Genomic DNA, 26,010 nt, shown 5'->3' on the forward strand with positions numbered 1-26,010 from the left:
TTGCAAACGCCCCTTCTAAAGTCAACTACATTTGCGGTTCGACAGGACCCGCAAGATTGAACACCGCCATCGACTCCACGTGCGACGTATGCGGGAACATGTTGACCACGCCCGCCTTGTCGAGCACATAGCCGGCGCCGACCAGGATGCCGGCGTCGCGCGCCAGGGTCGAGGGGCTGCACGAGACGTACACCAGCCGCTGCGGCAGCAGGTCGGCGCGGGTCTGGCTCAGTTCCACCAGCGCTTCGCACAGGGCGGCGGCGCCGTCGCGGGGCGGGTCGATCAGCATGCGGTCGAACTTGCCCAGTTCGACCAAGTGCTCGGCCGTCACCAGGAACAGGTTGCGGGTATAGAACGTGGTTTTATCGGACAGCCCGTTGGCCTTGGCGTTGTCGAGCGCGCGCTCGGACAAGGTGGTGCTGCCTTCGATACCAACCACTTCGCGCGCCTGGGTGGCCAGCGGCAGCGTGAAGTTGCCGAGGCCGCAGAACAGGTCGGCCACGCGGTCTTGCGGCTGCACTTCCAGCAGGCGCAAGGCCTTGGCGACGAGCATGCGGTTGATGTAGTGATTCACCTGCGTAAAATCGACTGGCTTGAACGGCATCTTGATGCCGAATTCCGGCAGCAGGTAGTGCAGGTCCGGGCCCAGCGGGTAGTAAGGCGCGGCGGTTTCCGGGCCCTTGGTTTGCAGCCAGAACTGGATACCATGCTGGTCGGCGAACGCCTTGACCTTCACTTCATCGTCGGCCGTCATCGGCGCCATGATGCGCAGCACCAGCGCAGTGACGCCCTCGCCGATCGCCACTTCGATTTGCGGAATCTGGTTGTACAGGGAGAGTGAACCGATCAGCGCGCGAAGCGGCAGCAGCAGGTCCGAGACGTGGCGCGGCAGGATTTCGCAGCTCTGGATGTCGGCCACGAATGCCGAATGCTTTTCGTGGAAGCCGACCAGCACCGTGTCCTTCTTGACCACGTGGCGCACCGACAGGCGCGCGCGGTAGCGGTATTCCCAGGTGGGGCCGTACATCGGCCGCATCACGGTCAGCGGTTTCACTTTGCCGATGTGCCACAGGTTATCTTCGAGTACGCGCTGCTTGATCGCCACCTGCGCGGTCGGTTCGAGGTGCTGCATCGAGCAGCCGCCGCACATATTGAAGTGCGGGCACTTCGGTTGCACGCGCATCGACGATTCGCGGTGCAGCGTGGTCATGCGGGCCATTTCCCAGTTCTTCTTTTTCTTGAAGGTGGTGAAGCTGACGCGCTCACCGGGCAGCGCACCCTCGACAAACACCACCTTGCCTTGCGAACCGTCTTCGTTTTCCAGGTGGCCGACGCCGTTGGCGTCCATGCTGAGCGATTTAATCTCGAGAATGGTATCTTGCATAAAATTCAAAATGAGTAGAGGGACGCCGGCCCGTCCGGGCACGCCGGGGGCGGTGGTGGCACAGGGGCAGTATGATAGCAGAAGGGGGAACTACAGCAGCGAATCGCGGACCACGCCGCGCGCCGCCATCGCCCGTTTGAGCTTGACCAGGGCTTCCTGCTGGATCTGGCGCACGCGCTCGCGCGTGACGCCCATTTCCTCGGCCAGGGTTTCCAGCGTGGCCGGATCGTCGTTATCGAGGCCGAAGCGGCGCATGATCACGATGCGCTGCTTGTCGGGCAGCTTGGTGAGCCAGTCGCGCATGAGCACCGTCATTTCGTGGTGCTCGGCGCGGGCGTCGGGACTGTCGTCGCTGTCGCCCGGCAGCAGGTCCATCAGCGACGATTGCGGATCGTTGTCGAGCGGCGCGTCGAGCGAGGTGGCGTGCTCGGACAGGGCGAGTATGTCCTGCACCTCTTCCACCGGGCGGCCGACCAGCGCGGCGATGTCCTCGGCGGTGGCGTCCTTGCCGTCGTGCTGCTGCGCTTCGAGGTGGTATTTGCCGCGCAAGATCTGGTTCAGCTCGCGCACCATGTGCACGGGCAGGCGCACCGTGCGCGCCTGGTTCATGATGGCGCGCTCGATGCTCTGGCGGATCCACCAGGTGGCGTACGTGGAAAAGCGGAAGCCGCGCTCCGGTTCGAACTTGTCGATCGCGCGCATCAGGCCGATGTTGCCTTCTTCGATCAGGTCGAGCAGCACCACGCCGCGGTTGATGTAATGCTTGGCGATTGAGACCACGAGGCGCAGATTGTGCTCGATCATGGTCTGCCGGGCGCTGAAGTCGCCGGCCTTGGCCAGGGTGGCGTAATGCACCTCCTGCGGCGCGGTGAGCAGCGGCCGGGTGCCGATCTGGTTCAGGTAGTGCTGGGTGGTATCGGTGGACAATTCCGCCGCCAGCACTTTTTTCAGTTCATCGACCGGTTCGAGCACGCTGCCGCCGATGCCGATTGCTGCCGCCCCATCTTCCGCAAGGTCTTCGTCATCGACTGCATCGTTGTCGCGGAAGTCTTCCGGGACATCGTCATCGAGCGGATCGTGGGGCGTGTTTGTCATGGCTCGGCTCGGATCATTTCAACGCTCGTCGGACGGCGGTCAACGGGCCGGCAGGAACTTCGACGGATCCACCGGCTTGCCCTGCTGGCGGATCTCGAAGTGCAGCTTGACCGCGTCGGTATCGGAGTCGCCCATCTCGGCGATCAACTGTCCCTTGGTCACGCTTTGCCCTTCCTTGACCAGGATGGTGCGGTTGTGCGCATACGCGGACAACAGCGTATTACTGTGCTTCACAATCACCAGATTACCATAACCACGGATGCCGCTGCCGGCAAACATGACTTTTCCGGCCCCGGCCGCGACGACGTGCTGGCCGGCCTTGCCGGCAATGTCCACGCCCTTGTTTTTACCTTCGTCGAAGGTGGCGATCACGCGCCCTTCGGCGGGCCACATCCACGAGAGCTTCTCGTCTTCGGCGCTCAGGCCCGCGCCCGGAACAGCTGCTGGCGGCCGCGCGGCTGGCGGCACGGTGGTGGCAGGCGGTGCGGCGGGCTTGGCGGCGGCCGTTGCCGGTGCGTCGCCATCCGGGCGTTGCAGTTCCGCCAGGGTGGCGTCGGTGTACGGGCGCTTCTCGCCTTTCGGTCCGGTCTTGCGCGCAACCACGGCTGGCGCGGTGGCCTTGTCGCTTGGCGGCATGATGATGGCGGCGGTTTCCACGCCGCTGCTGTTCGGGGCTGCGTTGCCGGCCTCGGGTGGCAGCACGCGCAGTACCTGGTCCACCTTGATGTCGTTGGGGTCGTTGAGGTTGTTCCAGATGACCAGGTCGCGGTAGTTCTGGCCGTATTCGAGCGCAATGCGGATCAGGGTATCGCCCTTGCGAACCGTGTACAGGCCACGCTCGTCGCGCGACACTTGCGCGGTCTGGCTCGGCGTGGAAGGTTTCACGGCCGGCCGTGCGACGGGGCGGTCGACGACCGGGGCTTGACTCGGGGCGGTGCTGCAAGCGCTGAGGAAAGCCAGCGCCAGGCTCAATACGAGCAGATTGCTTTTATTAATCATTCTCATCTTAAATTCAATTGTGGTGCAGTGTGCGGCATGCAACGTGCGGTGGGCGGGTGCTCAGGCAGTGCCCGCGCGCAGCGGCACAAAATGGCAATCCTCCAGCGTTTCGCTGGTCCATTGCGCTTTGCCGGTGCGTGTGATCAGCACCAGTTGCTGCGTCCTGTCGCCCACCGGCGCCACCAGCCGGCCGCCGATGGCGAGCTGGTCGAGCAAGGGCTGCGGCACCTGCAAACCGGCAGCAGCCAGGATGATGCCATCGAACGGCGCCGCTTGCGGGAGCCCAAGCATACCATCTCCGTAATGCAAGCGCAGATTCGGCACGCGCAGGGGGCGCAGGTTGGTCTTGGCCAGTTCGTGCAAAGGCTTGATGCGCTCGATCGAATAAACTTCCTGCGCCACGCACGCCAGCACCGCCGCCTGGTAGCCGCAGCCGGTGCCGATTTCCAGCACGCGCTTGAGCTGGCCGCCGTTGCGCATCACCTCGATCATGCGCGCCACGATGTACGGCTGCGAAATGGTTTGCTGGTGGCCGATCGGCAGCGACGCGTCGATGTATGCTTGCGACACCAGCCCCTGGTCCATGAACATGTGGCGCGGCACGGTAGCCAGCGCGTTCAGGACCACCTGGTCGCGCACGCCCTGCCTGGCCACCCGCTGCGCCATCGCGTGGCGGATCGCATCGGACACCAGCGGCCGGTCGCGGCTGGCGATAGGTTGCGCCCGTTCTTGAGCATAATTTTGCGCATAGCCATGCGACTTCGAGGGCGTGGCCACGGCGGCGGGCCGCTGCTGGCCCGGCACGGGCACATGGCGGGCGGCATTCTGGGTGGCGGTTTGGGGCGTGGCCACGGGAGCAAACACCGGCGCCTTCCTGGCGCCCTTGTCAACAACGGACGAGAGAGGCAAAGGAAAGCTGCGGGGTTTATCGCTCATGCCAGGCCTTTTTCGAGTGCGGCGAGTTGCGTTTTATGGGTGAGGTCGATTTGCAGCGGCGTGATCGACGTCTTGCCGTGGGTGACCGCGTAAAAATCGGTGCCCTCGCCCGCATCCTTGCAGGCGCCGGGCGGGCCGATCCAGAAGATTTCGCGCCCGCGCGGATCTTGCGAGCGTATCACGGGTTCGGCCTGGTGGCGACGGCCAAGCCGGGTGGCAGCCACCTGGCCCAGTTGCCCGTAAGGCAAGTTCGGAATATTGACGTTGAGCAGATACGGGCGCGGCAGGGTTTCGGAGTACCGCATCACGATATCGCGCGCATGCAGCGCGGCGTCGTCGATATGCTCCCAGCCCCATGCGCCTTGCGAGAAGGCGATGGCCGGGATGCCGAACAGGTAGCCTTCGGTGGCAGCTGCCACGGTGCCGGAATACAGCGTGTCGTCACCCATGTTGGGGCCGTTGTTGATGCCGGAGACCACCAGGTCGGGCCGGTAGTCGAGGATGCCGGTCAGCGCGATGTGGACGCAGTCGGTGGGTGTGCCGTTAATAAAATAGAAACCATTGTCGGCGCGTTGCACCGACAATGGCCGGTCCAGCGACAGCGAGTTGGACGCCCCGGAGCGGTTGCTGTCGGGCGCCACCACCACGATGTCGGCCACCGGTGCCAGGGCCTTGGCCAGGGCGTTGATGCCCGGTGCCAGGTAGCCGTCGTCATTGCTGATCAGGATTCTCATGACGGAGATTTTACCTGAAGCAACGCCACTGCTGCGCATCTTGCCCGCCTTGCAAGCAACAAATAATTGATTGTCGGCTTAACCACTACCCTGCCTTGTGTGCAACGTAAGCCATGGCGCTCGACGATGTCCAGTCCGCGCCCGGCTGGTACGGCGTCAGCGCCCGCAAATGGGGCGGACGGGCCAGCGCGTCGCCGTAATCGTCCATCGCGGCATCCTGGTGCAATTCCGCAGCCGTTGGCAACACCGCCGCTTGCTGCACCACGCCGTCAAGCAGGGCCTGGGTGCGCCGGGTGTCCGGGTGCTCGGCGCCGAGCCGCCCCGCTTGCGCCCGCACCACCTCGTCGAGCAGGCGGCGGGCGCCGTCGAGGTCGCGCGCCACCACCAGCGTGCGCGCCAGCGCGGTCTTGCTGCGCAGCGTATCGGCGTGCTCGGCGCCCAGGGTGCGCTTGCGGGCGGCCAGCACCTGCTCCTGGGCCTGGCGCGCGTGGTCGATGTCGCCGCGCTGGAACAGCAATTCCGCGCGCGCGGCCTGGCACGCCAGGGTGAGCAAATGTTCGGGGCCGAGCTGGCGCAGGTAGGCGTCGAGCACGCTGTCCTGGATGTTGAGCGCCTCGGCAGTGCGGTGCTGCTGGGCCAGCGTGGCGGCCAGGTTGGCGCGCGCGGCCAGGGTATCGGGGTGTTCCGGCCCCAGCATCCGTTCGCGCGCGGCGATCACCCCCTCTTCCAGAAACTGCGCTTCGTCGAGCTGGCCTTGCAGCCGCAGCACGCCGGCCAGGTTGCCCTTGCTGGTGAGCGTGTCCAGGTGGTCGTCGCCCATGGCGCGCTGGCGCAGCGCCAGGCTTTCTTCGAAACACGCGGCGGCCTGGCGCAGCCGGCCCTCCTGCCGGTACATCTCGCCCAGCAGGTTGAGGTCGCGCGCCAGCGGCTGCGACAGCGCGCGGGCGCCGATGCCGGCTTCGCCGCCGCCCTGTTCGAGCGCATGGCGGGTATCGGCCACGGCGGACAGCAGGTGGATTTCGCGCGCCGACTGCCAGGGAAAGTAGCCGGGGCCTAGCCAGTCGAGAAACGCTTCGAAGGTGCGGGTGAGCGAAAAGCGGTCGCCGCCCTGGTCCATGCGCACCGCCAGTTGCTCGCCGTAGGCAAAGGTGCGGGTCTGCTGCAGCTGCACTTCGTCGAAATACGAGTCGAGCGAGACATGCGGCAAGCCGTAGCAGTCGCGCATCAGGCGCTCGAAGATGGGCTGGTAGCCGATGATGTGCTGCTCGGGTGCGCCGCGCCGCCACTGCGCGCGCTGGATGCTGTCGCCCATCTCGATGCGCGACGGCAGCGGGTACACCAGCAGCGGCCGCTGCTCGTCCTCGTGGCTGCTGCGGTAGGCGGCGGCGCGGGACACCAGCGCCTCGACACCCTCGAGGCTCTGGCGATTCGGGGTAAACACCACCACCAGCTTGCGCGGCAACAGCGTGGTGCAGATGCCGGCGCTGTCGGTGCGACCCGTGCGCGAATCGACCAGCACGTAGCGGAAATGGCGCGCCATCAGGTCGGCAAAGCATCGGAACAGCGCCGGGCAACGGTCGAACAGGTCGTCCCAGTGCATCGCGGCCAGCCGTTCGCCATAGGTATGATCGAAGCGGCCGGCGCGCATCAGGTATAACTGGCTGCTCTGGTCCACCCGGCTCACGTATTGCTGCCAGCCGACTGCCGCCAGCACTTCGTTGGCCAGCGCTTCGCTGTCGAGCGCCGCGCCTTCGGGCGCCGCGCTGTCGTGTGCCGCGCTGCCGGGCACGACGGCCTCGCCGTCGGATTGCGGCCGATACCGGCTCAGCAGCTGTTCGCGGCATGCCTCGAACAGTTCGAGCACGCCGGGCCGCTCTTCGTGCAGGTCGAAATAATGGTGCAGGCCCGGCGCCTCCATGTCCCAGTCGATCATCAGTACGGGCGACGTGGAGTTGTGCTGGCGCGCCAGCAGCACCGCCAGGTTGGACAGGGCCATGGTGCGCCCGGTGCCGCCCTTGTATGAGTAGAAAGTGACAACTTCACCGCTATCGCTGAGCGGCGTCAAGGACAAGGAAACGTTTTCCATGGCAAACCCTTTTGTAAACCCTAACGAGGGAAATGTGGCGGCGGAATGGCGCGCCATTCCGGTGGGATGTCCGGCATGACAAATCGACCACAGTCATGCCCCGGCGGTGTGCAGCGTTTCAGATGATGGTAGTGCGCGGCAATCCGATCGACGATCCTGGCAATTTCCGGCAGGTAGTCGGGGTTGTTCTTGAGATCGCCGCTGGCCAGCGTGTAGCTGGAAAAATCGACATACATGCCCGGGCCCGAAATTTGCGGCGGCAGGTTCAACGGGTGGCGCGTCATGATGACTGGGATGATCAGGTGGCTCGGCAGGTCGTACCACTGGCGCCGCTCGGCCTCGATCAATTGCATCGCCGCAAACTCGCGCCGGGTGTAGCCATGGGCTTCGTACTTGGGGGTGTAGATGACGATCATGCACACGCTCTCGCACAGTGCGCGCGCGATTTTGCCATCGAGGTCATCGCCACCGCCCAGCTGTTCGCTATCCACGAACAACTCGTCCTCGTTGTCGAAGTGCGGCTCCAGGTAGCACTTCATGGCCTCGACCAGGTCATCCTTGAACTTCTTCATGTGCGCATGCTTGCCGTGGGCATAGCTGAAAAAACAACCGTGGCGGATCGTCATGACATCCTCCGTTCCTGCTCCACAAGGCAGCAGCATTTAACCAACTCTAAACATCCAGCCGGCAGCGGCTTTGCGCATGCGCAAACGGCAACCAAGCCCAAAAATGGCGTCAACGCACCAGAATCTGGCTTGATTGCCACGAAAAAATGCGGCAAAGAAAGGTATAGGCGAATGGAAAGGAAATCGAGCGCACCGGACGGTGCGCTCGGCAGGAGAACCGGAAGTTACAGGTCTTCGACCGGCGGTTGGTTCAGTTTTTTGAAGAAGTCCAGCACTTCGGCCGCTTCGCGCGTGCGTTTAAACGACGGCAAGCTCTGCCAGATGCGGCGGCCGTACGGCTTGGAAATCACGCGCGGGTCGCACAGCATCAGCACGCCCTTGTCGTTGACATCGCGGATCAGGCGGCCGGCGCCCTGCTTGAGATTGATGATCGCCTCGGGCAGGGTGTGGTGCATGAAGCCGTTCTTGCCCTGCTTTTCCATGACCTCGATGCGGGCAGCCAGCACCGGATCGTCGGGTGGCGCGAACGGCAGCTTGTCGATGATCACCAGCGACAAGGCGTCGCCGCGCACGTCAACGCCTTCCCAGAAACTCTGGCTGCCGACCAGCACGCCGTTGCCGGCCTTGCGGAACTGGTCGAGCAATTCGGTGCGGCCACGGTCGCCCTGGATGAACAGCGGGTAGTTCAGGCCACGCTTTTCGAACTCGTCGCGCAACCGCTCGGCCGCGCGTTTGACCGCACGTAAGGTGGTGCACAACAGGAAAGTCTTGCCGCCAGCCGCCTCGATAACGGGCAAGGCCAGGTCGAGCACGGCGTCGGTGTACCCCATGGAATTGGGATCCGGCAGGCCTTGCGGCACGTACAGGATACCCTGCTCTTCGTAATTGAACGGGCTGGGCCAGGTGCGCGACGGCTCGTCGGCCAGGCCCATCTGTTCCGAAAAATGGCTGAAATCGTTTTTGACGGCCAGGGTGGCCGACGTGAAAATCCAGCTGCGCGGCACGCCTTCGCGCTGGCCGGAAAAGATCGGTGCGATCGACAGCGGGGTTTTATGCAGCTGCAGCGACGAGGCGTAAGCTTCCACCCAATACACCGCTTCCTCGCCCTTGTTGACCTTGGCTTTCGGGTCGAACTTCCAGGCGGCCAGCTTTTCGGCCAGTTCCAGGCCGCGCTGGCGGCACTGTTCCAGCGTTTCGGCGCGCATGGCCTGGGTTTCCAGCACGGCCAGCATGCCGTCCAGCTCGTCTTTGAGGTGTTGCAGCGCCGGGAAAAACTCGCTCGATGGCGCAATTTGCGGCAGCGACAGGCGCACGATGTCTTGCGGGAAAGTCAGGCGCAGGTCGCGCGCGGCCTTCTCCACCACGGTGACGGTCTTGCCCCAGTCGGCGCCGTCGCGGGCATTGGACAAGCCTTCGGCCAGCACGTCGCGGCACAGTTCGAGAATGTGCGAGGTCGAGAACGTATCGCCAAAGAACAGGGTGGCGGTGTCCGGCAACTGGTGCGCCTCGTCGAAAATGATGGTGTTGGCAGACGGCAGCAGCTCGGCCACGCCGGAATCCTTCAGGGCCACGTCGGCAAAGAACAGGTGGTGGTTGACCACCACCACGTCGGCCTGCTGGGCTTCCTTGCGCGCCTTCATCACGAAGCAGTCCTGGTAGTACTGGCACTCCTGGCCCATGCAGTTTTCGCGGGTGGACGTGACCAGGTTCCAGACCAGCGCGTTCTCGGGCACACGCGCCAGCTCGGCCTTGTCGCCGGAGCTGGTCATCTTGAGGAAGCGCGAAATTTCGCGCAGGTGGCCGACGTCGTCGCGCGAGGTCATGCGGCCGTTTTGCAGCGTGCGTTCCAGGTGGTAGTGGCACACGTAGTTCGAGCGGCCCTTGAGCAGCGCGATCGACACCGGCGCTTTCAATGCCGCACGGACGTTCGGAATATCGCGCAGGAACAGCTGGTCCTGCAAGTTCTTGGTGCCGGTCGAGACGATGGTCTTGCCGCCCCACAGCAGCGCCGGAACCAGGTAGGCGAAGGTCTTGCCGGTGCCGGTGCCGGCCTCGGCGATCAGGGTGGTCTGGTTGGCGATAGCGTCGGCCACGGCCTTGGCCATCTCGGTTTGCGAGCGGCGCGGGCGGAAGTCGCCGACGGCCGGGCCCAGCGGACCGCCGGCGCCGAACAACTGCTCGACTTCGGCATCGTGGATACCCGGTGCGTGTTCGGGCGTCTCGCCGATCACGGCGGCTACAGCGGGCACACCGGCTACACCGGGTGTAGCAGGCACAGGAATGCCCGGCGTCTCGGTGGCAGGTTCGACGGGACGCTTGAGGATCGGACGGCTGGCCGGCGCGGGCGAACCAGCTGGCGTGGGCAGGGCTTCGGTCAATGTGTACTTAGGTAAGGCGCGAGGTTCGGGCGAAATCAGGCAGGAACGTCGGGCACGAGTTGCATTTTCAGCAAAGTGATATGGTCTTTCAGCTGTAGTTTGCGCTTTTTGAGACGGCGCAATTGCAGCTGGTCGTGGTGGCCATCCAGCGTGAGCATGTCGATGACCGCGTCCAGGTCGCGGTGTTCGACGTCGAGTTCAATCAGACGACGCTGGATATCTTGTACATCAGTCATGTTTCTCAGTCACTGGAAGGTTCACGGGATACGGCACGGTGCATAGTTTAATCTACCGGGGGCTTGCCAACAACCTTATTGCTTTTTGGCCGCCGCCGCTGCCGCTGCATCCGCCTTCTTCTTCTCGTCGACCGCACGCGCCTCGGCCTTGGCCTTGCGCTCCGCCAAGCGCTTGGCCACCTGCTCCTGGCGGCGGGCGGCATCGGCTTGCCGCTTTTCGTACGCGGCGACATTGGCGGCGCGCTTGTCGGCCTGCGATGCGGTCCGGGCAGCATCGCGGCGCAGGCGCTCGGCGTGCTCGGCTTCGCGCTCGGCCACGCTTTTACCGCCCCTGGGTGCGGCGGGTGGCGCCAGTTCTTCTTCGGTGCGGGCCGGCTTGGGCGGCTGGGCTTCGCGGCGGGCGAATTCCTCGGCATCCTTGCGGGCGCGTTCGGCCAGGTCGGCGTCGCGCTTGGCGACCGACGCGGCGCGCTTGAAGTGCTCGGCTTCCACTTCCTCGGCGCGCAACTGGGCCAGCGCCACGCGGCGCTGTTCCTTGGCCTTATCCAGGCAATTGTTGACAAAGAACTTGTCGTTGCATACGGTTTCTTCGGCGGCAAAGGTGCTGGCCACCACCGCGCGTTCGCGCGTGATGCGCTCGAGCGTGGCGTCGGCCTGGGCCACCGACTGCGTCGGGGTCACCACCGGGGCCGCCCCGGTGGACTCGGCCCGCGCCGCCATGGTTGCCATGGCGAGTACGCCGAGCGCAGCGGCCATCATCGATTTCACATTCAGTTTCATACGTATCCTGTAGCCTACGCCAGCGAGCCGGCGGCGGTGCGCTGCTCGCGGTCCATGTATTCCTGCGATTGCATTTCCACGATACGCGACACCGTGCGGTGGAATTCGTTGGCCAGGGTGCCGGTCGTGTACAGCTCTTCCGGTTCCACTTCGGCCGACATCAGCAATTTTACGCCCTGGTCGTAGAAGACGTCGATCAGCCACGTGAAACGGCGCGCTTCCGACGACATCGACGCCGACATGCGCGGGATTTCCGACAATATCACGGTGTGGAAGCGGCTGGCGATTTCCAGGTAATCGTTCTGCGATCGGGGGCCGCCGCACAGCGTATGAAAATCGAACCAGATCATCGAACCGGTGCGGCGCAGCGCGCGGATTTCGCGCGCCTCGATGCGCACCACCGGGTCTTCGTCAGCGCTTTCGGCCAGGCGCGCGTAGGCATCGCGCAGCGCGGCGTCGGCGGTGGCGCCCAGCGGCGTGTAATACGATTCCACCTGTTCCAGCGCGCGGCTGCGGTAGTCGATGCCGGCGTCGATATTCATCACGTCGAGCTTTTCGTACAGCAGGTCGATGGTCGGCAAGATGCGATCGCGGTGCAGGCCGTCCGGGTACAGCAGTTGCGGATCGTAGTTGGACGTCATGATAAACGACACGCCGTTGTCGAACAGCGCCTTCAACAGGTTGTACATGATCATGGCGTCGGCCACGTCCGAGATGTGGAACTCGTCGAAGCAGATCAGCCGGTATTTCTTGGCGATGCGCTTGGCCACCTCGTCGAGCGGATCGGCCACGCCTTTCAGTTCGTCGAGCTGGCGGTGCACGCCGCGCATGAATTCGTGGAAGTGCAGGCGCGTCTTGCGCACCACCGGCACCACCGAGTAAAAACTGTCCATCAGGAAGGACTTGCCGCGCCCCACCCCACCCCACATGTACACGCCCTTCGGCACTTGCGGCCGGTTGATCAGGCGCTTGAAGGTGCTTGAGCGCTGGGCCTTGTACTGGACCCAGTCGTCATAGCATTGCTGGAGGCGGTCCACCGCGCGGCGCTGGGCGGCATCGGCTTTGAAATCGCGCTCGAGCAGCGCCTTCTGGTAAAACTCTTCGACGTTCATGGGTTCGCTTGTGCGCTGGGCGCAAATGAAAAAGCGGGCCGAAGCCCGCCAAGGTTGCTTCAAACCGTGCGCAGCGAGGCGCGGCGCCGAAGACAGTACGCATGTACAGTCTCAGCTGGGCGCCGCAACGAAGCTGCGCGCGGTTTTAAGCGACCGACTTAGAAGTTCAGGGTGCGCTTGTCGATGGCGAGAGCCGCTTCCTTGGTCGCTTCCGACAGCGACGGGTGCGCGTGGCAGATACGGGCGATGTCTTCGGCCGACGCCTTGAACTCCATCGCTACCACGGCTTCCGAGATCAGCTCGGAGGCCATCGGGCCGATGATGTGCACGCCCAGGATTTCGTCGGTGGTGGCATCGGCCAGGAACTTGACCATGCCCGACGTGTCGCCCAGCGCGCGAGCGCGGCCGTTGGCCAGGAACGGGAAGGTACCGGCTTTGTAGGCAACGCCGTCAGCCTTCAGTTGCTGCTCGGTGCGGCCGACCCACGCGATCTCCGGCGAGGTGTAGATCACCCAGGGAATCGTGTTGAAGTTGGTGTGACCGTGCTGGCCGGCGATACGCTCGGCCACGGCAACGCCTTCTTCTTCGGCTTTGTGCGCCAGCATCGGGCCGCGCACCACGTCGCCAACTGCCCATACGCCTGGCAAGTTGGTTTTGCAGTCGTCGTCCACGGCGATGAAGCCGCGCTCGTCCAGCGCCAGGCCAACCTGGTCAGCGCCCAGGCCGTTGGTGTTCGGGGTGCGGCCGATCGAGATGATCAGCTTGTCGAACTCGGCGGTGATGGCTTCGCCCTTGGCGTTTTCGTACGCCACGGAAACGCTGTTGTCACCCTTGGTGATGGTGCCGATCTTGCAGCCCAGGTTGATCTTCAGGCCTTGCTTGGTGAACAGCTTGTTGGCTTCCTTGGCGATCTGCTCGTCCACGGCACCGAGGAAGACCGGCAGGCCTTCGAGCACGGTCACGTCCGAACCCAAGCGACGCCACACGGAACCCATTTCCAGGCCGATCACGCCGGCGCCGATCACGCCCAGCTTGGCTGGTACGCCTTCGATGGCCAGTGCACCGGTGTTCGACAGGATCAGTTTCTCGTCGAATTCGGCACCTGGCAGTTGACGGGCGTTCGAACCGGTCGCGATGATGACTTGCTTGGCGGTGATGGTTTCATTGGCCGGGCCGGTGATGGCCAGCGGGTAACCGTCAGCACCGGCGGCGCCGGCAAACGCTGCGCGGCCGTGGAAGAAGGTGACCTTGTTTTTCTTGAACAGGTACAGGATGCCGTCGTTGTTCTGCTTGACCACGCCGTCTTTGCGCTTGAGCATCTGGCCCAGGTTCAGCGCCAGGCCCGATACATCGATGCCGTGTTCCTTGAACGCGTGACCGGCGTGCTCGAAGTGCTCGGACGATTGCAGCAGTGCTTTCGACGGGATGCAACCGACGTTGGTGCAGGTGCCGCCAGGAGCCGGGCCACCTTTTTCATTTTCCCAGGCATCGACGCAAGCGACCGAAAAACCCAGTTGTGCAGCGCGGATGGCAGCAATGTAACCGCCAGGACCGGCGCCGATGACTACTACGTCAAATTGTTTACTCATTTTTATATTTCCAATCAGTTTCTTCTTCTGGAACGAAGATCCACAGCAAAAGATAAATCACCAGGCCCGTGCCAAAGGTCAGCACCAGCAGCACCAGCAGCACGCGCCATATCCACGACTCGATGCCGGAGATGCGGCCCAGGCCGCCACAGATGCCACCGAGCCAGCGGTCGCTGCGCGAACGGCGCAGGCTGCCCACGTTGTCCTCGCGCGGACGATGCGCTTCCTGGCTCAGCAGGCGCATCTTGGCTTCGGCGAACTCGTCCGCAGTCAGGGCACCCGCTTTGTGCAGGTCGTGCAGGCGCTGGATTTCTTCCGCGATGCTCATGGTTTCCCTCGGAGTGAACCCGGCAAGCTCAAGCTTGCCGGGGCGGGCTGGTGAACCGCCTAATGAAAGGCCGATACCTTACAGGTCCAGCAGCAGGCGGGCTGGATCTTCCAGCGCGTCTTTCATGGCGACCAGGCCCAGCACGGCTTCGCGGCCGTCGATGATGCGGTGGTCGTAGGACATTGCCAGGTAGTTCATTGGTCGGATCACGATCTGGCCGTTTTCAACCACGGCGCGTTCCTTGGTGGCGTGTACGCCCAGGATGGCCGATTGTGGCGGGTTGATGATCGGGGTGGACAGCATGGAGCCGAAGGTACCGCCGTTCGAGATCGAGAAGGTACCGCCGGTCAGGTCGTCCAGGGTCAGCTTGCCTTCCTTGGCCTTGGCGCCGAATTCACCGATTTTCTTTTCGATTTCAGCGATCGACATCTGGTCGGCATTGCGCAGGATCGGCACCACCAGGCCGCGTGGCGAACCGACAGCGATACCGATGTCGAAGTAGCCGTGGTACACGATGTCGTTGCCGTCCACCGAAGCGTTGATGATCGGGTATTTTTTCAGAGCAGCAACAGCAGCCTTGACGAAGAACGACATGAAGCCCAGCTTGACGCCGTGCTCTTTCTCGAACTTGTCCTTGTACTTGTTGCGCAGTTCCATGACTGGGGCCATGTTCACTTCGTTGAACGTGGTCAGGATGGCGTTGGTCGATTGCGATTGCAGCAGACGCTCGGCGATACGGGCGCGCAGGCGGCTCATCGGCACGCGCTCTTCAGGACGGTCACCCAGGCTCGCTGGCGACGACGACACTTGTGGCAGCGAAGCCTTGGCAGCAGGAGCAGCCAGTGGCGCGATCGCTGGGGTGGCGCTTGGAGCCGATGCTGCCAGGGCGTCGCCCTTGGTCACGCGGCCGTCTTTGCCCGAACCGGCGACGTCGCCAGCGTTCAGACCTTTTTCCGACAGGATTTTTGCAGCGGCAGGCATGGCGACATCGCCCTTGCTGCCACCGGTTGCAGCGGCAGCAACAGGTGCTGGAGCGGCGGCAGGAGCAGGAGCAGCTTCAGCGGCAGGAGCGGCGGCAGCAGCGACGCCATCGGTGTCGATCACGGCGATGACTTCGTCAGCAACCACGGTGGTGCCGTCGCCCTTGATGATTTTGACCAGTACGCCGGCCGCTGGTGCTGGCAGTTCCAGTACGACCTTGTCGGTCTCGATGTCGATCAGGTTTTCGTCGCGCGCCACAGCGTCGCCGACTTTTTTATGCCAGGTCAGCATGGTGGCTTCTGCAACCGATTCCGACAATTGGGGTACTTTAACTTCGATTTGTGCCATGAAAAACTCCGTATATTTTGTTATTGCGGCGCCACCCCGCGTAGCAAGGCGGCGCTCCGTCAAAAAGTGTGATGAACCGGGTACGGCGCCGGCGAACGAGCCGCGCGGCGCCGAAAACTTATTTCGTCAGGATGAAGCCCTTGAGCTTCGAGAACGCCGTTTCCAGCAGGTCTTTTTGCTGGGCGTAGTGCTTGTCGTAGTAACCGACAGCCGGCGAAGCCGATGCCGGACGACCGGCGTAGGCCAGGCGCTGGCCGGCGTCCATGCTCTCGAAGATGTTGTGCTGAATCTGGAACCATGGGCCCTGATTCTGCGGCTCGTCCTGCGCCCATACCACTTCGGCCAGTTTCGGGAACTTCTTCAGTTCGGCAGCGAAAGCCTTGTGCGGGAACGGATACAGCTGTTCGACACGGATGATGGCGGTATCAAGCTGGCCGCGCGTCTTGCGTGCGTTGATCAGGTCGTAGTAAACCTTGCCCGAGCAAGCGATCACGCGTTTGACTTTGTCCGCTTCGATGGCCTGATCGACTTCGCCGATCACGGTCTGGAAGGCGCCCTTGGCCAGGTCGGTCAGCGGCGAGCCGGCATCCTTGTTACGCAGCAGCGATTTCGGCGTGAGGATGACCAGCGGCTTGCGGAACTGGCGCACCATCTGGCGACGCAGCACGTGGAAGATCTGCGATGCCGTGGTCGGCTGCACAACTTGCATGTTGTTGTCGGCGCACAGTTGCAGGAAACGCTCAGGACGTGCGGACGAGTGCTCCGGACCCTGGCCTTCGTAACCGTGTGGCAGCATCATTACCAGGCCCGAAGCGCGGCCCCATTTCACTTCGCCGGAGCTGATGAACTGGTCGATCACGACTTGCGCGCCGTTGACGAAGTCGCCGAACTGGGCTTCCCAGATCGTCAGGGTGTTCGGTTCTGCGGTCGAGTAGCCGTATTCGAAGCCCAGTACCGCTTCTTCGGACAGCACGGAGTCGATCACGGTGAACGGCGCCTGGCCTTCGGCGATGTTTTGCAGTGGCACGTAGGTGCCCGAATCCCAACGCTCGCGTTTTTGATCGTGCAGTACAGCGTGACGGTGCACGAAGGTACCGCGACCGGCATCCTGGCCGGTCAGGCGCACGGCGTAGCCGGACGCAACCAGCGACGCGTAGGCCAGGTGTTCGCCCATGCCCCAGTCCAGGTTCATTTCGCCACGGCCCATGGTGCCACGGTCGCCCAGTACTTTTTCAACCAGCGAGTGGACCTTGAAGTCTTCCGGCACGGTGGTGATGCGGGTGGCCAGGCGTTTCAGTTCAGTCATCGGCACGGCGGTGTCGGCCGAGTCGGTCCATTTCTTGTTCAGGAACGGCAGCCAGTCGACCGCGAACTTGTTCTTGAAGTTGGAAATCACTGGATCGACAGTGTGCTTGCCGGCGTCCATCGCATCGCGGAACGCAGCTTGCATTTGTTCGCCGCCATCGGCTGCGATCACGGTTTGCGCGACCAGTTTGTCCGCGTACAGCTTGCGGGTGCCTGGGTGCTGGCCGATTTTCTTGTACATCAGCGGCTGGGTCAGCGCTGGCGTATCTTGTTCGTTGTGACCGAGTTTGCGGTAGCAGATGATGTCGACAACGATGTCTTTCTGGAACTGCAGGCGGTAGTCCATCGCGATTTGCGAGGCCAGCACCACGGCTTCAGGATCGTCGGCATTCACGTGCAGCACCGGCGCTTCGATCATCTTGACCACGTCCGAGCAGTAGATGGTCGAACGGGCGTCGCGCGGATCGGAGGTAGTGAAACCGATCTGGTTGTTGATGACAATGTGCACGGTACCGCCGGTACCGTAGCCACGGGTTTGCGCCAGATTCAGCGTTTCCATGACCACGCCCTGGCCGGCGAATGCTGCATCGCCGTGCACCAGGATCGGCAGCACTTGCTTGCCCAGGTGGTCCCCACGGCGATCCATACGGGCTTTCACGGAACCTTCAACCACCGGGTTGACGATTTCCAGGTGCGACGGGTTGAACGCCAGCGACAGGTGGACCGGGCCGCCTGCGGTGGAGATGTCCGACGAGAAACCCTGGTGGTACTTGACGTCGCCGGCTGGCAGGTCGTCGCCGTGCTTGCCTTCGAATTCTTCGAACAGGTCTTTCGGCGCCTTGCCCAGGGTGTTGACCAGGACGTTCAGGCGGCCACGGTGGGCCATGCCGATGACGATTTCCTGCACGCCTTTTTCGCCGGCGCGCTGGATGATTTCATCGATCGACGCGATGAAGGTTTCGCCGCCTTCGAGCGAGAAACGCTTCTGGCCGACGTACTTGGTGTGCAGATAGCGCTCCAGGCCTTCGGCAGCGGTCAGGCGCTCGAGGATGTGCTTTTTCTTTTCTGCGGTGAAATTCGGGGTGGAACGGATCGATTCCAGGCGCTCCTGCAACCAGCGCTTTTCGGCTGGATCGGAGATGTACATATACTCTGCGCCGATCGAACGGGTGTAGGTGTCGCGCAGGTAGTTCAGCAGGTCGCGCAGGGTCGCGGTTTCGGGGCCAAAATAGGTGTTGCTGATGTTGAACACGGTATCCATGTCAGCATCGGTGAAGCCGTAGAAGCTTGGCTCCAGTTCATTGATCGATGGACGCTCCTGGCGCTGCAGCGGGTCCAGGTTGGCCCAGCGCGAACCGAGGTAGCGGTAGGCAGCGATCAGTTGGGTTGCAGCAACACGCTTGCGGCCCATTTCGGCGTCGGCGGAAGCAACCACGGTGCGGATCGGACCCGATTTTGCGCGCTCGGCAAACGAGGCGATGACGGAAGCATGGGCGACGTCGGGCTTGTTGGTGCCATCGACGGCCGGTACGTGCTGCATGGCGTCGAAGTAGGCGCGCCAGTTGTCTGGTACGGAGCCTGGATTGTTGAGATACGCTTCGTACAGTTCTTCAACGTACGGTGCGTTCCCACCAAACAGGTAGGAATTGGACGAGGATTGTTGCATTTGTTGCTCACCTTTCTTCGCGTTTCGCGAGGAATTAGCGGGTTAGTCTAACCTTCCGCGACACGGCCTGACCGGTTAGCGGATTGCACATCAAGTTGTGGGGAAGGGCTAAAAATTCAGGGTAGTTCTCAAAAAAACGTCTGCATCAAAAAACAGCCACTTAGCATAGCACCGGTATTGTAGCGTAACAACCGCCTGTGCTCGCGTTTGTGATTTATTTTCGACTAAATCTTTCAAGGTTAATTTTCACTTAAGCCGCATACTACCTACCTCGGCGGGCAATGTTTTCTCATTTTTAACGGCATTTTGGATTATTTAGGCCGAACGTTGCTCACACTTAACCATGTGGGGTCGGTCGCGAACCAGTCCAGCAAAAAATCGAGCATGGCGCGCAACGCCGGCGCCATGTGTTGTCTGGAGGTATAAATTCCGTGAATGCCCATGCTCTGCGGAACGTATGTCGGCAACAAAGGCACCAAGTCGCCGTCGGCGATCAGCCTGGCCACGCTGTAAACTGGCTGCATCACCACGCCGGCACCCGCCACTGCCGCCCGCAATAACACCGTATCTTCGTTGGCAGACAGGTTGCCGCCCACCGGCACCGAGACCGCCTCGCCATCGGCATCGGTAAACTGCCACAGGCTCTTGCCGAAATACGTGTAGGTCAGGCAGTTATGGCCGGCCAGTTCGTGCGGGTGCGCCGGCGTGCCGTACGCGGCCAGGTAGGCCGGCGCCGCGCAAGCGACCGACTCGCACACGGCCAGGCTGCGCGCGATCAGGTTCGGCTCGAGCGCATTGGTGATGCGCAGCGCCAGGTCGATGCGCTGCTCGACCAGGTTGACCGCGCGGCTGTCCACCTGCACATCGACGGTCACGCGCGGGTACTGGCGCAGGAACGCCGTGATGGCGGGCGCCAGCGTGGTCTGGGCCAGCGACTGCGAGCAGGCGATGCGCAGCAGGCCTTGCGGCGAGGCGACATCGTCGGCTGCCACCGGCATGGCGCCGGCCAGCTCGAGCATGGCGCGGCAGCGCGCCAGGGTGACGTCACCGGCGTCGGTCAGGCTCAGGCGCCGGGTGCTCCGGTGCAGCAGGCGCGCGCCAGCCCACTCTTCCATTTCAGCCAGGTAGCGCGTGACCATGGCGCGCGACATGCCCTGCGCCTCGGCCGCCGCGATCATGCTGCCGCGCTCGGCGATGCTGACAAACACTTGTGCGGCGGTGATGCGATCCATGATTCGTCCGGATTATGCAATTGAGATGCGCAGATTACCCGATTTTTCTACCGTATCAAGCAATTTAAGATGGGGCACCTTTCACCAACACCGAGACCATCATGATCAAGCACACCATCCTGTCCGCCACCCTTGCTGCCGCTGTCGTTACCGCCCCTGCCTTTGGTGGGCCGTTAAAACTTGAAGTCTTCAACCCGGGCGAAGCGGCGATTTTCCCGGTCGCTTCCGTGCTGGTCACTGGCGACAGCGATGCCGTGTTGGTCGATGCGCAGTTCTCGCGCGGCGAAGCCGTCAAGCTGGCCGAGAAAATCCGCGCCAGCGGCAAAAAGCTGACCACCGTGTACATCAGCCACAGCGACCCCGATTTCTATTTTGGCCTCGACGTAATCCACGCCGCCTTCCCCGATGCCAAAATTGTCGCCACCGCGCCAACCGTGGCCGGCATCGAAAAGAAAAAAGATGCCAAGGTCGCCTACTGGGGTCCTATCCTGAAAGACAACGCGCCAAAATCCGTGATCGTGCCGCAGGTGTTGAAGGGTGACACCATCACCTTGGAAGGCCAGAGCCTGAAAATCGAAGGTTTGAAAGGCCCGACGCCGGACCGCAGCTACGTATGGATTCCATCGATCAAGGCAGTCGTCGGTGGCGTGGTGGTATTCAACGACCTGCACGTCTGGGTGGCCGACACGCAAACCGCCGAATCGCGCAAAAACTGGCTGACCACGCTGGCCGGCATCGACGCGCTGAAACCGGTTACCGTGGTGCCGGGCCACTTCAAACCCGGTACGCCGCTGACGCCAGCCGCCGTCGGTTTTACCCGCGACTACCTGGTGCACTTTGAAGCCGAGACTGCCAAGGCAGCCGACAGCGCCGCCCTGATCGCCCGCATGAAGCAGCTGTACCCGACCGCTGGCCTGCCTGCCGCGCTCGAGACCAGCGCCAAGGTCACCAAGGGCGAAATGAAGTGGTAAGCAGGTGATAAGCAGGTGATGGGGAGTGGCGAATGCTAGACTGCCGGCTTTAGCATATCCTTCACTTCCCATGCACACACTTGAGCAGTTGCGCGCCGGCGCATTGCAGGGCATCACGCGCCTGCAATTGCGCGCCGGCCTCACCGAATTCCCGCGCGAAATCTTCGACCTGGCCGACACGCTGGAAATCCTCGACCTGACCGGCAACGCCCTCGCCGCCCTGCCCGACGACCTGCCGCGCCTGCACAAGCTGCGCATCCTGTTCTGCTCCAACAACCGTTTTACGGAACTGCCCGCCATGCTGGGGAGCATGCCGGCGCTGACCATGGTCGGCTTCAAGGCCAACCAGATCGCCTCGGTGCCGGCCTCGGCGCTGCCACCGGCGCTGCGCTGGCTGGTGTTGACCGACAACCGCATCGAGGACCTGCCCGACGAGCTGGGCCGCCGCCCGGCCTTGCAAAAGCTGATGTTGTCGGGCAATCGCTTAAAAACGCTGCCGGACACCATGGCCAACCTGCACCAGCTGGAATTGCTGCGCCTGGCCGCCAACGCGTTCGAGGCGCTGCCCGCCTGGCTGACCAGGCTGCCGCGCCTGGCCTGGCTGGCGTGCGCCGGCAATCCGTGGGGCTTTGACCGCGCGCAGGCAATGAGTGCGGCGCCCGCCCCGCTCATCGCATGGCAGCAATTGGCGCTGCAACAGCAGCTGGGCGAAGGCGCCTCGGGCGTGATCCACCGCGCCGACTGGCAGCATGACGGCGCCAGCACGCCGGTGGCGGTCAAGCTCTACAAGGGCGAGATGACCAGCGACGGTTCGCCGCTCAACGAAATGGCGGCCTGCGTGGCGGCCGGCCTGCATCCGCACCTGATCCCGGTGCTGGGCCGCATCGCCAGTCACCCGGACCAGGCGCAGGGGCTGGTGATGGCGTTGCTCGATCCCGCCTTCGTCAACCTGGCCGGACCACCGAGCTTTGCCAGCTGCACGCGCGATGTCTACGACGACGACAAGCGTTTGAGCTGGCCGGCCATGCTGGCGATCGCCCACGGCGCGGCGGCAGCGGCGGCCCAGCTGCATGAACGCGGCATCCTGCACGGCGACCTGTACGCACACAACATCCTGCACGACGATCTTGGCCGCTGCGTGCTGAGCGACTTCGGTGCGGCGGCGTTCTACGATCCGGCCGCGCCAATTGCCGCACGGTTGCAACAGCTCGAGATACGCGCTTTCGGCTTGCTGCTGGAAGAGCTGCTGGACCGTAGCGACGCGACACCGGCGTTGCGCGCGCAGCTGGCGGCACTGCATGCAGCGTGCACCCAGCCCGAGGTAGTGGCACGCCCGCTGTTCAACCACGTCGCCGCGCAGCTGCATGCGCTGAAACAGGACTAGACAAATCGATCTAGATATTTTATTCTAGATCGATGACGACGTTACCTAAACCCACTGCTGCCGAGCTCGAGATGCTGCGCCTGCTGTTCGCGCTGGGCCCGGCCACGGCCAAGCAGGTGCACGCCGCCGCGCTCGACACCCGGCCGGATATGAACTACGCCACCGTGCTGCGCCTGCTGCAGGTCATGCACACCAAGGGCCTGCTCAAGCGCGACGAAAGCCAGCGCGCCCATGTCTATGCGCCGCGGCAGGAGCAGGATGCGATCCAGACCAATTTACTCAAAGAGCTGATCCAGAAAGCTTTTTCCGGCTCCGGCAAGGCGCTGGTCCTGGCCGCGCTGCGCGGCGGACACGTGAGCAGGAAAGAGCGCGCCGAGATCCAGGCGCTGCTGGACCAGGAAAAGCCGTAAGCGTCACCGGCAACTCAAGCACGCCAGTGCCCGGGCACTGTCCCGGAAATGTCGCCAGGCAGCCCGGTGGGCATCACCAAATGCCACTACAATGGTGTCCCACCGACTTTGCGCCGCACCGATGAACCACCGTTTCGACTCCTGGCCCGCCCTGCCCCATCCCGTCATTGCCGTCATGCTTGGCGTCGCCATCTGCGCGGTGCCGGTGATCCTGCCGCACTTCGACCTCGCCAACCTGGCCGCCAACCTGTTTTCCTACTGCTTCGCGTGCGTGCTGGCGTACCCGTTCGCGGCGCTGCTGCGCCACCGGATCACCAATGTCGTGCTGTTGTGGGCGGTGGCTTCGCTATTGATGCTGGCCGCGTGCTTCTACCACACCAACATCATGGCGGAGACCGCAAACGCCTTGTGGCCGCAGCGACGCGACGCGACCCTCGCCAAGTTCCTGTTCAACCTGCCGCAGGTAACCTTAGGTGTGTTGGGCTGGTGGATACTGGTCATCCGCCCCGACCGCCGCGCACCGGTCGTGCGCGAGGAAGACGATGAATTGCTGGAACCGGAAGACAAGCAGTAACATCATCTGGCTCCGTCATTTTTCATGCACCAGCCTGGCTGTATGGTATTCAACTTCGAAGGCACCGAAGCCAGGCTTGCCGATGGTGGGGATAACGTAGGTGGCGCGCTTGATATCGGCTGGCCGGCTACGGCTGAGCTCGATAAATTGCGTGGGAGACAGAATCTCTCGTTTCACGGCGATCAGCTTTGCGACAGCAGTTCCCTTGAATAGCTTCATGACTACCTCCCTTACTATAAGCGGCACCATCCACATACAATTTAGCAGAGTTCATTACTGATGAGCGTTGCGTTTTCCGTACGCGCAGCGACGCTCAAAATGAAAAAAGCCGCCTAGCTTGCACCGGGCGGCTTCTTTGGCATGGGCCGCAGCCCATGCTCACATTGCTTGTGCGTCGATTAACGCTGATCCAGCGGCTTGACGTCGCGGACGGTCGAGCCGACGAACAACTGGCGTGGACGGCCGATTTTCTGTTCCGGGTCGGCGATCATTTCGTTCCACTGGGCGATCCAGCCGATGGTGCGGGCCATGGCGAAGATACCGGTGAACAGCGATACCGGGATACCCAGTGCCGATTGCACGATGCCTGAGTAGAAGTCGACGTTCGGGTACAGTTTGCGCGAGACGAAGTATTCGTCGTTCAGTGCAATCTTTTCCAGTTCCATCGCCAGCTTGAACAGCGGGTCGTCTTGCAGGCCCAGCTCTTCCAGCACTTCGTAGCAGGTTTCGCGCATCAGCTTGGCGCGCGGGTCGAAGTTCTTGTACACGCGGTGACCAAAGCCCATCAGCTTGACGCCCGAGTTCTTGTCTTTCACTTGCGCGATGAAGGCAGGGATGTTCTCGACCGAGCCGATTTCCTTCAGCATGGTCAGCGCCGCTTCGTTGGCGCCGCCGTGGGCAGGGCCCCACAGGCAGGCGATACCGGCAGCGATACAGGCGAACGGGTTGGCGCCCGACGAACCGGCCAGGCGGACGGTGGAGGTCGAAGCGTTTTGCTCGTGGTCCGCGTGCAGGATCAGGATGCGGTCGAGGGCGCGCACCAGCACGTCGTTGACCTTGTACTCTTCGCATGGGTTACCGAACATCATGCGCATGAAGTTGGCGCTGTACGACAGGTCGTTGCGCGGGTACATGAACGGCTGGCCCATCGAGTACTTGTATGCCATGGCGACTAAGGTCGGCATCTTGGCGATCAGGCGGATGGCCGAGATTTCGCGCTGCTTGGCGTCGTTGATGTCGAGCGAGTCGTGGTAGAACGAGGCCAGCGCGCCGACGGTGCCAACCAGAACCGACATCGGGTGCGCATCGCGGCGGAAGCCGCGGAAGAAGAATTGCATTTGCTCGTGCACCATCGTGTGCTTGGTGACGGTGTCAACGAATTCCTGCTTCTGAACGTTGTTAGGCAGTTCGCCGTTCAGCAGCAGGTAGCACGATTCCATGAAGTCGGCGTTGACGGCCAGTTGTTCGATCGGATAGCCGCGGTACAGCAGTTCGCCCTTGTCGCCGTCGATGTACGTGATCGACGAATTGCACGACGCGGTGGACATGAAGCCCGGATCGTAGGTGAACTTGCCGGTGCCGGCGTACAGCTTGCGAATGTCGATGACGTCGGGACCGATGGTGCCCTTGTAGATCGGGAATTCGACGGACTGGCTGCCATCGGAGAACGACAGGGTAGCTTTGTTATCAGAGGTGTTCATGGACTCTTCCTTCTTTTAGGGAGATGGTGCGAAAAAAGTTCTGGTGCCTGGCGGCCTGCCGCTTGTGGCGTCAGGCCTGGCGCAACCGCTGCAGCAGTGCGTGCACGTGCGGCAGATCGATTTCGCCGTCCGGCTCCTTGCGGGCCAGTACCAGATCCATCAGGTCATTGTCCGACAAGTCGAGGAGCCGCGTGAACGCGTCCACTTCGTCGTCGGTCAATTCGGTTTCATGCGCATCGAGAAAACGGGTGAGGATGATGTCGTTTTCCAGGAGACCCCGGCGCGAGCGCCAACGCAGGCGCGCTCTGTTGGCTGGGTCCGACTGATGTGCAGATTGGTTCGGTTCAGTCATGGGTCACTACTTTACACTGCGCGCGCCGTTCATGCTGGAGCGCTACTTCTAAACGAAACGGGCGACGTTGCCGCCGCCCGCCACTGCGCCGTTAGATTGCGCGGCGTACCATCAATTCCTTGATTTTGCCGATCGCCTTGTTCGGGTTCAGGCCTTTCGGGCACACGTCCACGCAGTTCATGATCGAGTGGCAGCGGAACAGGCGGTACGGATCTTCCAGGTTGTCCAGGCGCGCGCCGGTGGCTTCGTCGCGCGAGTCGGCGATGAAGCGGTACGCTTGCAGCAGGCCGGCCGGACCGACGAACTTGTCCGGGTTCCACCAGAACGACGGGCACGACGTCGAGCAGCACGCGCACAGGATGCACTCGTACAGGCCATCGAGTTCTTCGCGTTCGGTCGGCGTTTGCAGGCGTTCTTTTTCAGGACGGATCGAGTCGTTGATCAGGTACGGCTTGACCGAATCGTACTGCTTGAAGAACTGGGTCATGTCGACGATCAGGTCGCGGATCACCGGCAGGCCTGGCAGCGGACGCAGCACGATAGGCTCGGTCAGCTCGTTCAGGTTGGTGGTGCAGGCCAGGCCATTCTTGCCGTTGATGTTCATCGCGTCCGAACCGCACACGCCTTCGCGGCACGAGCGGCGCAGGGCCAGCGAATCGTCCACGTCGGACTTGATGCGTTGCAGGGCGTCGAGCAGCATCTTGTCGGTGTCTTTCAACTCGACGGTGATGTCCTGCATGTACGGCTTCGCATCCTGGTCCGGATCGTAGCGGTAAATTTTCAGTTTGATAGTGCGTGCCATGT

Annotated in this window: 24 protein-coding genes; 4 read left to right on the top strand and 20 right to left on the bottom strand. The window is 62.8% G+C overall.

The genetic code is table 11. From position 1 onward, the window contains the following. Positions 1 to 25 precede the first annotated feature (25 nt). From rlmD to SR858_RS18535, 16 genes are all read right to left on the bottom strand, one after another. On the bottom strand, positions 26 to 1,384 hold the full coding sequence (gene rlmD, locus SR858_RS18460) for a 23S rRNA (uracil(1939)-C(5))-methyltransferase RlmD (RefSeq protein ID WP_019920470.1): 1,359 nt from the start codon (positions 1,382 to 1,384) through the stop codon (positions 26 to 28). Between the two features lie 90 nt (positions 1,385 to 1,474). Then, positions 1,475 to 2,479 (bottom strand): RNA polymerase sigma factor RpoS, encoded by a 1,005-nt coding sequence (gene rpoS / locus SR858_RS18465; RefSeq protein WP_019920471.1) that lies wholly within the window; start codon positions 2,477 to 2,479, stop codon positions 1,475 to 1,477. A 39-nt stretch (positions 2,480 to 2,518) separates the two neighbouring features. Then, complete coding sequence (locus SR858_RS18470) at positions 2,519 to 3,478, bottom strand: peptidoglycan DD-metalloendopeptidase family protein (protein ID WP_019920472.1); 960 nt, start codon at positions 3,476 to 3,478, stop codon at positions 2,519 to 2,521. Positions 3,479 to 3,538: 60 nt separating this feature from the next. Continuing rightward, entirely contained in the window at positions 3,539 to 4,414 is an 876-nt protein-coding gene (locus SR858_RS18475; protein ID WP_026637033.1) for a protein-L-isoaspartate(D-aspartate) O-methyltransferase, read from the bottom strand. Beyond that, positions 4,411 to 5,148: a 5'/3'-nucleotidase SurE gene (gene surE / locus SR858_RS18480; protein ID WP_019920474.1), complete on the bottom strand. Its 738-nt coding sequence runs from the start codon at positions 5,146 to 5,148 to the stop codon at positions 4,411 to 4,413. Before surE ends, SR858_RS18475 begins: the two co-directional genes overlap by 4 nt. Before the next feature lie 85 nt (positions 5,149 to 5,233). Further along, entirely contained in the window at positions 5,234 to 7,234 is a 2,001-nt protein-coding gene (locus SR858_RS18485) for a KGGVGR-motif variant AAA ATPase (RefSeq protein WP_040377316.1), read from the bottom strand. Between the two features lie 20 nt (positions 7,235 to 7,254). Then, the gene (locus tag SR858_RS18490) at positions 7,255 to 7,860 is read right to left on the bottom strand and encodes a toll/interleukin-1 receptor domain-containing protein (RefSeq protein ID WP_019920475.1); all 606 of its coding nucleotides are present in this window, start codon (positions 7,858 to 7,860) and stop codon (positions 7,255 to 7,257) included. A gap of 224 nt (positions 7,861 to 8,084) precedes the next feature. Further along, on the bottom strand, positions 8,085 to 10,109 hold the full coding sequence (locus SR858_RS18495; protein WP_040377488.1) for an ATP-dependent DNA helicase: 2,025 nt from the start codon (positions 10,107 to 10,109) through the stop codon (positions 8,085 to 8,087). Between the two features lie 164 nt (positions 10,110 to 10,273). Beyond that, complete coding sequence (locus tag SR858_RS18500; RefSeq protein WP_008450659.1) at positions 10,274 to 10,474, bottom strand: YdcH family protein; 201 nt, start codon at positions 10,472 to 10,474, stop codon at positions 10,274 to 10,276. Between the two features lie 75 nt (positions 10,475 to 10,549). Then, the gene (locus SR858_RS18505) at positions 10,550 to 11,254 is read right to left on the bottom strand and encodes a hypothetical protein (RefSeq protein ID WP_019920477.1); all 705 of its coding nucleotides are present in this window, start codon (positions 11,252 to 11,254) and stop codon (positions 10,550 to 10,552) included. Positions 11,255 to 11,268: 14 nt separating this feature from the next. Continuing rightward, positions 11,269 to 12,366, bottom strand: coding sequence for a cell division protein ZapE (gene zapE, locus SR858_RS18510; RefSeq protein WP_019920478.1), 1,098 nt, complete (start codon positions 12,364 to 12,366; stop codon positions 11,269 to 11,271). A 158-nt stretch (positions 12,367 to 12,524) separates the two neighbouring features. After that, positions 12,525 to 13,955 carry a dihydrolipoyl dehydrogenase gene (gene lpdA, locus SR858_RS18515; RefSeq protein WP_019920479.1) on the bottom strand — a complete coding sequence of 477 codons (1,431 nt, stop codon included), beginning with the start codon at positions 13,953 to 13,955 and terminating at the stop codon, positions 12,525 to 12,527. Then, positions 13,948 to 14,283: a PspC domain-containing protein gene (locus SR858_RS18520; RefSeq protein ID WP_019920480.1), complete on the bottom strand. Its 336-nt coding sequence runs from the start codon at positions 14,281 to 14,283 to the stop codon at positions 13,948 to 13,950. Before SR858_RS18520 ends, lpdA begins: the two co-directional genes overlap by 8 nt. A gap of 78 nt (positions 14,284 to 14,361) precedes the next feature. Then, complete coding sequence (odhB, locus tag SR858_RS18525; protein WP_019920481.1) at positions 14,362 to 15,612, bottom strand: 2-oxoglutarate dehydrogenase complex dihydrolipoyllysine-residue succinyltransferase; 1,251 nt, start codon at positions 15,610 to 15,612, stop codon at positions 14,362 to 14,364. Between the two features lie 118 nt (positions 15,613 to 15,730). Next, a complete protein-coding gene (locus tag SR858_RS18530; RefSeq protein WP_019920482.1) occupies positions 15,731 to 18,583 on the bottom strand; it encodes a 2-oxoglutarate dehydrogenase E1 component in 2,853 nt (950 codons plus the stop codon). Between the two features lie 311 nt (positions 18,584 to 18,894). Further along, positions 18,895 to 19,815, bottom strand: a complete 921-nt coding sequence (locus SR858_RS18535) for a LysR family transcriptional regulator (protein ID WP_019920483.1) — start codon at positions 19,813 to 19,815, stop codon at positions 18,895 to 18,897. A gap of 101 nt (positions 19,816 to 19,916) precedes the next feature. Here SR858_RS18535 and SR858_RS18540 point away from each other — a divergent pair, with 101 nt between their 5' ends. The 4 genes from SR858_RS18540 (at position 19,917) to SR858_RS18555 (ending at position 23,154) form a co-directional block, all read left to right on the top strand. After that, positions 19,917 to 20,786, top strand: a complete 870-nt coding sequence (locus tag SR858_RS18540) for an MBL fold metallo-hydrolase (RefSeq protein WP_019920484.1) — start codon at positions 19,917 to 19,919, stop codon at positions 20,784 to 20,786. Between the two features lie 70 nt (positions 20,787 to 20,856). Continuing rightward, positions 20,857 to 22,170, top strand: a complete 1,314-nt coding sequence (locus SR858_RS18545) for a leucine-rich repeat-containing protein kinase family protein (RefSeq protein ID WP_026637034.1) — start codon at positions 20,857 to 20,859, stop codon at positions 22,168 to 22,170. Between the two features lie 32 nt (positions 22,171 to 22,202). Further along, entirely contained in the window at positions 22,203 to 22,580 is a 378-nt protein-coding gene (locus SR858_RS18550) for a BlaI/MecI/CopY family transcriptional regulator (RefSeq protein ID WP_026637035.1), read from the top strand. A gap of 121 nt (positions 22,581 to 22,701) precedes the next feature. Beyond that, complete coding sequence (locus SR858_RS18555; RefSeq protein ID WP_019920487.1) at positions 22,702 to 23,154, top strand: hypothetical protein; 453 nt, start codon at positions 22,702 to 22,704, stop codon at positions 23,152 to 23,154. A 15-nt stretch (positions 23,155 to 23,169) separates the two neighbouring features. Here SR858_RS18555 and SR858_RS18560 read toward each other — a convergent pair whose 3' ends face one another. The 4 genes from SR858_RS18560 to SR858_RS18575 form a co-directional block, all read right to left on the bottom strand. Continuing rightward, on the bottom strand, positions 23,170 to 23,373 hold the full coding sequence (locus SR858_RS18560; protein WP_154819734.1) for a hypothetical protein: 204 nt from the start codon (positions 23,371 to 23,373) through the stop codon (positions 23,170 to 23,172). A gap of 179 nt (positions 23,374 to 23,552) precedes the next feature. Beyond that, entirely contained in the window at positions 23,553 to 24,854 is a 1,302-nt protein-coding gene (gene gltA, locus SR858_RS18565; protein WP_019920489.1) for a citrate synthase, read from the bottom strand. A 70-nt stretch (positions 24,855 to 24,924) separates the two neighbouring features. Continuing rightward, positions 24,925 to 25,206 (bottom strand): FAD assembly factor SdhE, encoded by a 282-nt coding sequence (locus SR858_RS18570; RefSeq protein ID WP_019920490.1) that lies wholly within the window; start codon positions 25,204 to 25,206, stop codon positions 24,925 to 24,927. Positions 25,207 to 25,297: 91 nt separating this feature from the next. Next, entirely contained in the window at positions 25,298 to 26,008 is a 711-nt protein-coding gene (locus SR858_RS18575) for a succinate dehydrogenase iron-sulfur subunit (RefSeq protein WP_019920491.1), read from the bottom strand. Between the last annotated feature and the right edge of the window lie 2 nt (positions 26,009 to 26,010).

Source organism: Duganella zoogloeoides (genome assembly GCF_034479515.1).
Taxonomy (GTDB): Bacteria; Pseudomonadota; Gammaproteobacteria; order Burkholderiales; family Burkholderiaceae_D; genus Rugamonas; species Rugamonas zoogloeoides.

Coding starts and splice junctions, on each gene's coding strand:
- rlmD (WP_019920470.1), bottom strand. CDS start 1,384: ATGCAAGATACCATTCTCGAGATTAAATCGCTCAGCATGGACGCCAAC.
- rpoS (WP_019920471.1), bottom strand. CDS start 2,479: ATGACAAACACGCCCCACGATCCGCTCGATGACGATGTCCCGGAAGAC.
- SR858_RS18470 (WP_019920472.1), bottom strand. CDS start 3,478: ATGATTAATAAAAGCAATCTGCTCGTATTGAGCCTGGCGCTGGCTTTC.
- SR858_RS18475 (WP_026637033.1), bottom strand. CDS start 4,414: ATGAGCGATAAACCCCGCAGCTTTCCTTTGCCTCTCTCGTCCGTTGTT.
- surE (WP_019920474.1), bottom strand. CDS start 5,148: ATGAGAATCCTGATCAGCAATGACGACGGCTACCTGGCACCGGGCATC.
- SR858_RS18485 (WP_040377316.1), bottom strand. CDS start 7,234: ATGGAAAACGTTTCCTTGTCCTTGACGCCGCTCAGCGATAGCGGTGAA.
- SR858_RS18490 (WP_019920475.1), bottom strand. CDS start 7,860: ATGACGATCCGCCACGGTTGTTTTTTCAGCTATGCCCACGGCAAGCAT.
- SR858_RS18500 (WP_008450659.1), bottom strand. CDS start 10,474: ATGACTGATGTACAAGATATCCAGCGTCGTCTGATTGAACTCGACGTC.
- SR858_RS18505 (WP_019920477.1), bottom strand. CDS start 11,254: ATGAAACTGAATGTGAAATCGATGATGGCCGCTGCGCTCGGCGTACTC.
- zapE (WP_019920478.1), bottom strand. CDS start 12,366: ATGAACGTCGAAGAGTTTTACCAGAAGGCGCTGCTCGAGCGCGATTTC.
- lpdA (WP_019920479.1), bottom strand. CDS start 13,955: ATGAGTAAACAATTTGACGTAGTAGTCATCGGCGCCGGTCCTGGCGGT.
- SR858_RS18520 (WP_019920480.1), bottom strand. CDS start 14,283: ATGAGCATCGCGGAAGAAATCCAGCGCCTGCACGACCTGCACAAAGCG.
- odhB (WP_019920481.1), bottom strand. CDS start 15,612: ATGGCACAAATCGAAGTTAAAGTACCCCAATTGTCGGAATCGGTTGCA.
- SR858_RS18530 (WP_019920482.1), bottom strand. CDS start 18,583: ATGCAACAATCCTCGTCCAATTCCTACCTGTTTGGTGGGAACGCACCG.
- SR858_RS18535 (WP_019920483.1), bottom strand. CDS start 19,815: ATGGATCGCATCACCGCCGCACAAGTGTTTGTCAGCATCGCCGAGCGC.
- SR858_RS18540 (WP_019920484.1), top strand. CDS start 19,917: ATGATCAAGCACACCATCCTGTCCGCCACCCTTGCTGCCGCTGTCGTT.
- SR858_RS18545 (WP_026637034.1), top strand. CDS start 20,857: ATGCACACACTTGAGCAGTTGCGCGCCGGCGCATTGCAGGGCATCACG.
- SR858_RS18550 (WP_026637035.1), top strand. CDS start 22,203: ATGACGACGTTACCTAAACCCACTGCTGCCGAGCTCGAGATGCTGCGC.
- SR858_RS18555 (WP_019920487.1), top strand. CDS start 22,702: ATGAACCACCGTTTCGACTCCTGGCCCGCCCTGCCCCATCCCGTCATT.
- SR858_RS18560 (WP_154819734.1), bottom strand. CDS start 23,373: ATGAAGCTATTCAAGGGAACTGCTGTCGCAAAGCTGATCGCCGTGAAA.
- gltA (WP_019920489.1), bottom strand. CDS start 24,854: ATGAACACCTCTGATAACAAAGCTACCCTGTCGTTCTCCGATGGCAGC.
- SR858_RS18570 (WP_019920490.1), bottom strand. CDS start 25,206: ATGACTGAACCGAACCAATCTGCACATCAGTCGGACCCAGCCAACAGA.
- SR858_RS18575 (WP_019920491.1), bottom strand. CDS start 26,008: ATGGCACGCACTATCAAACTGAAAATTTACCGCTACGATCCGGACCAG.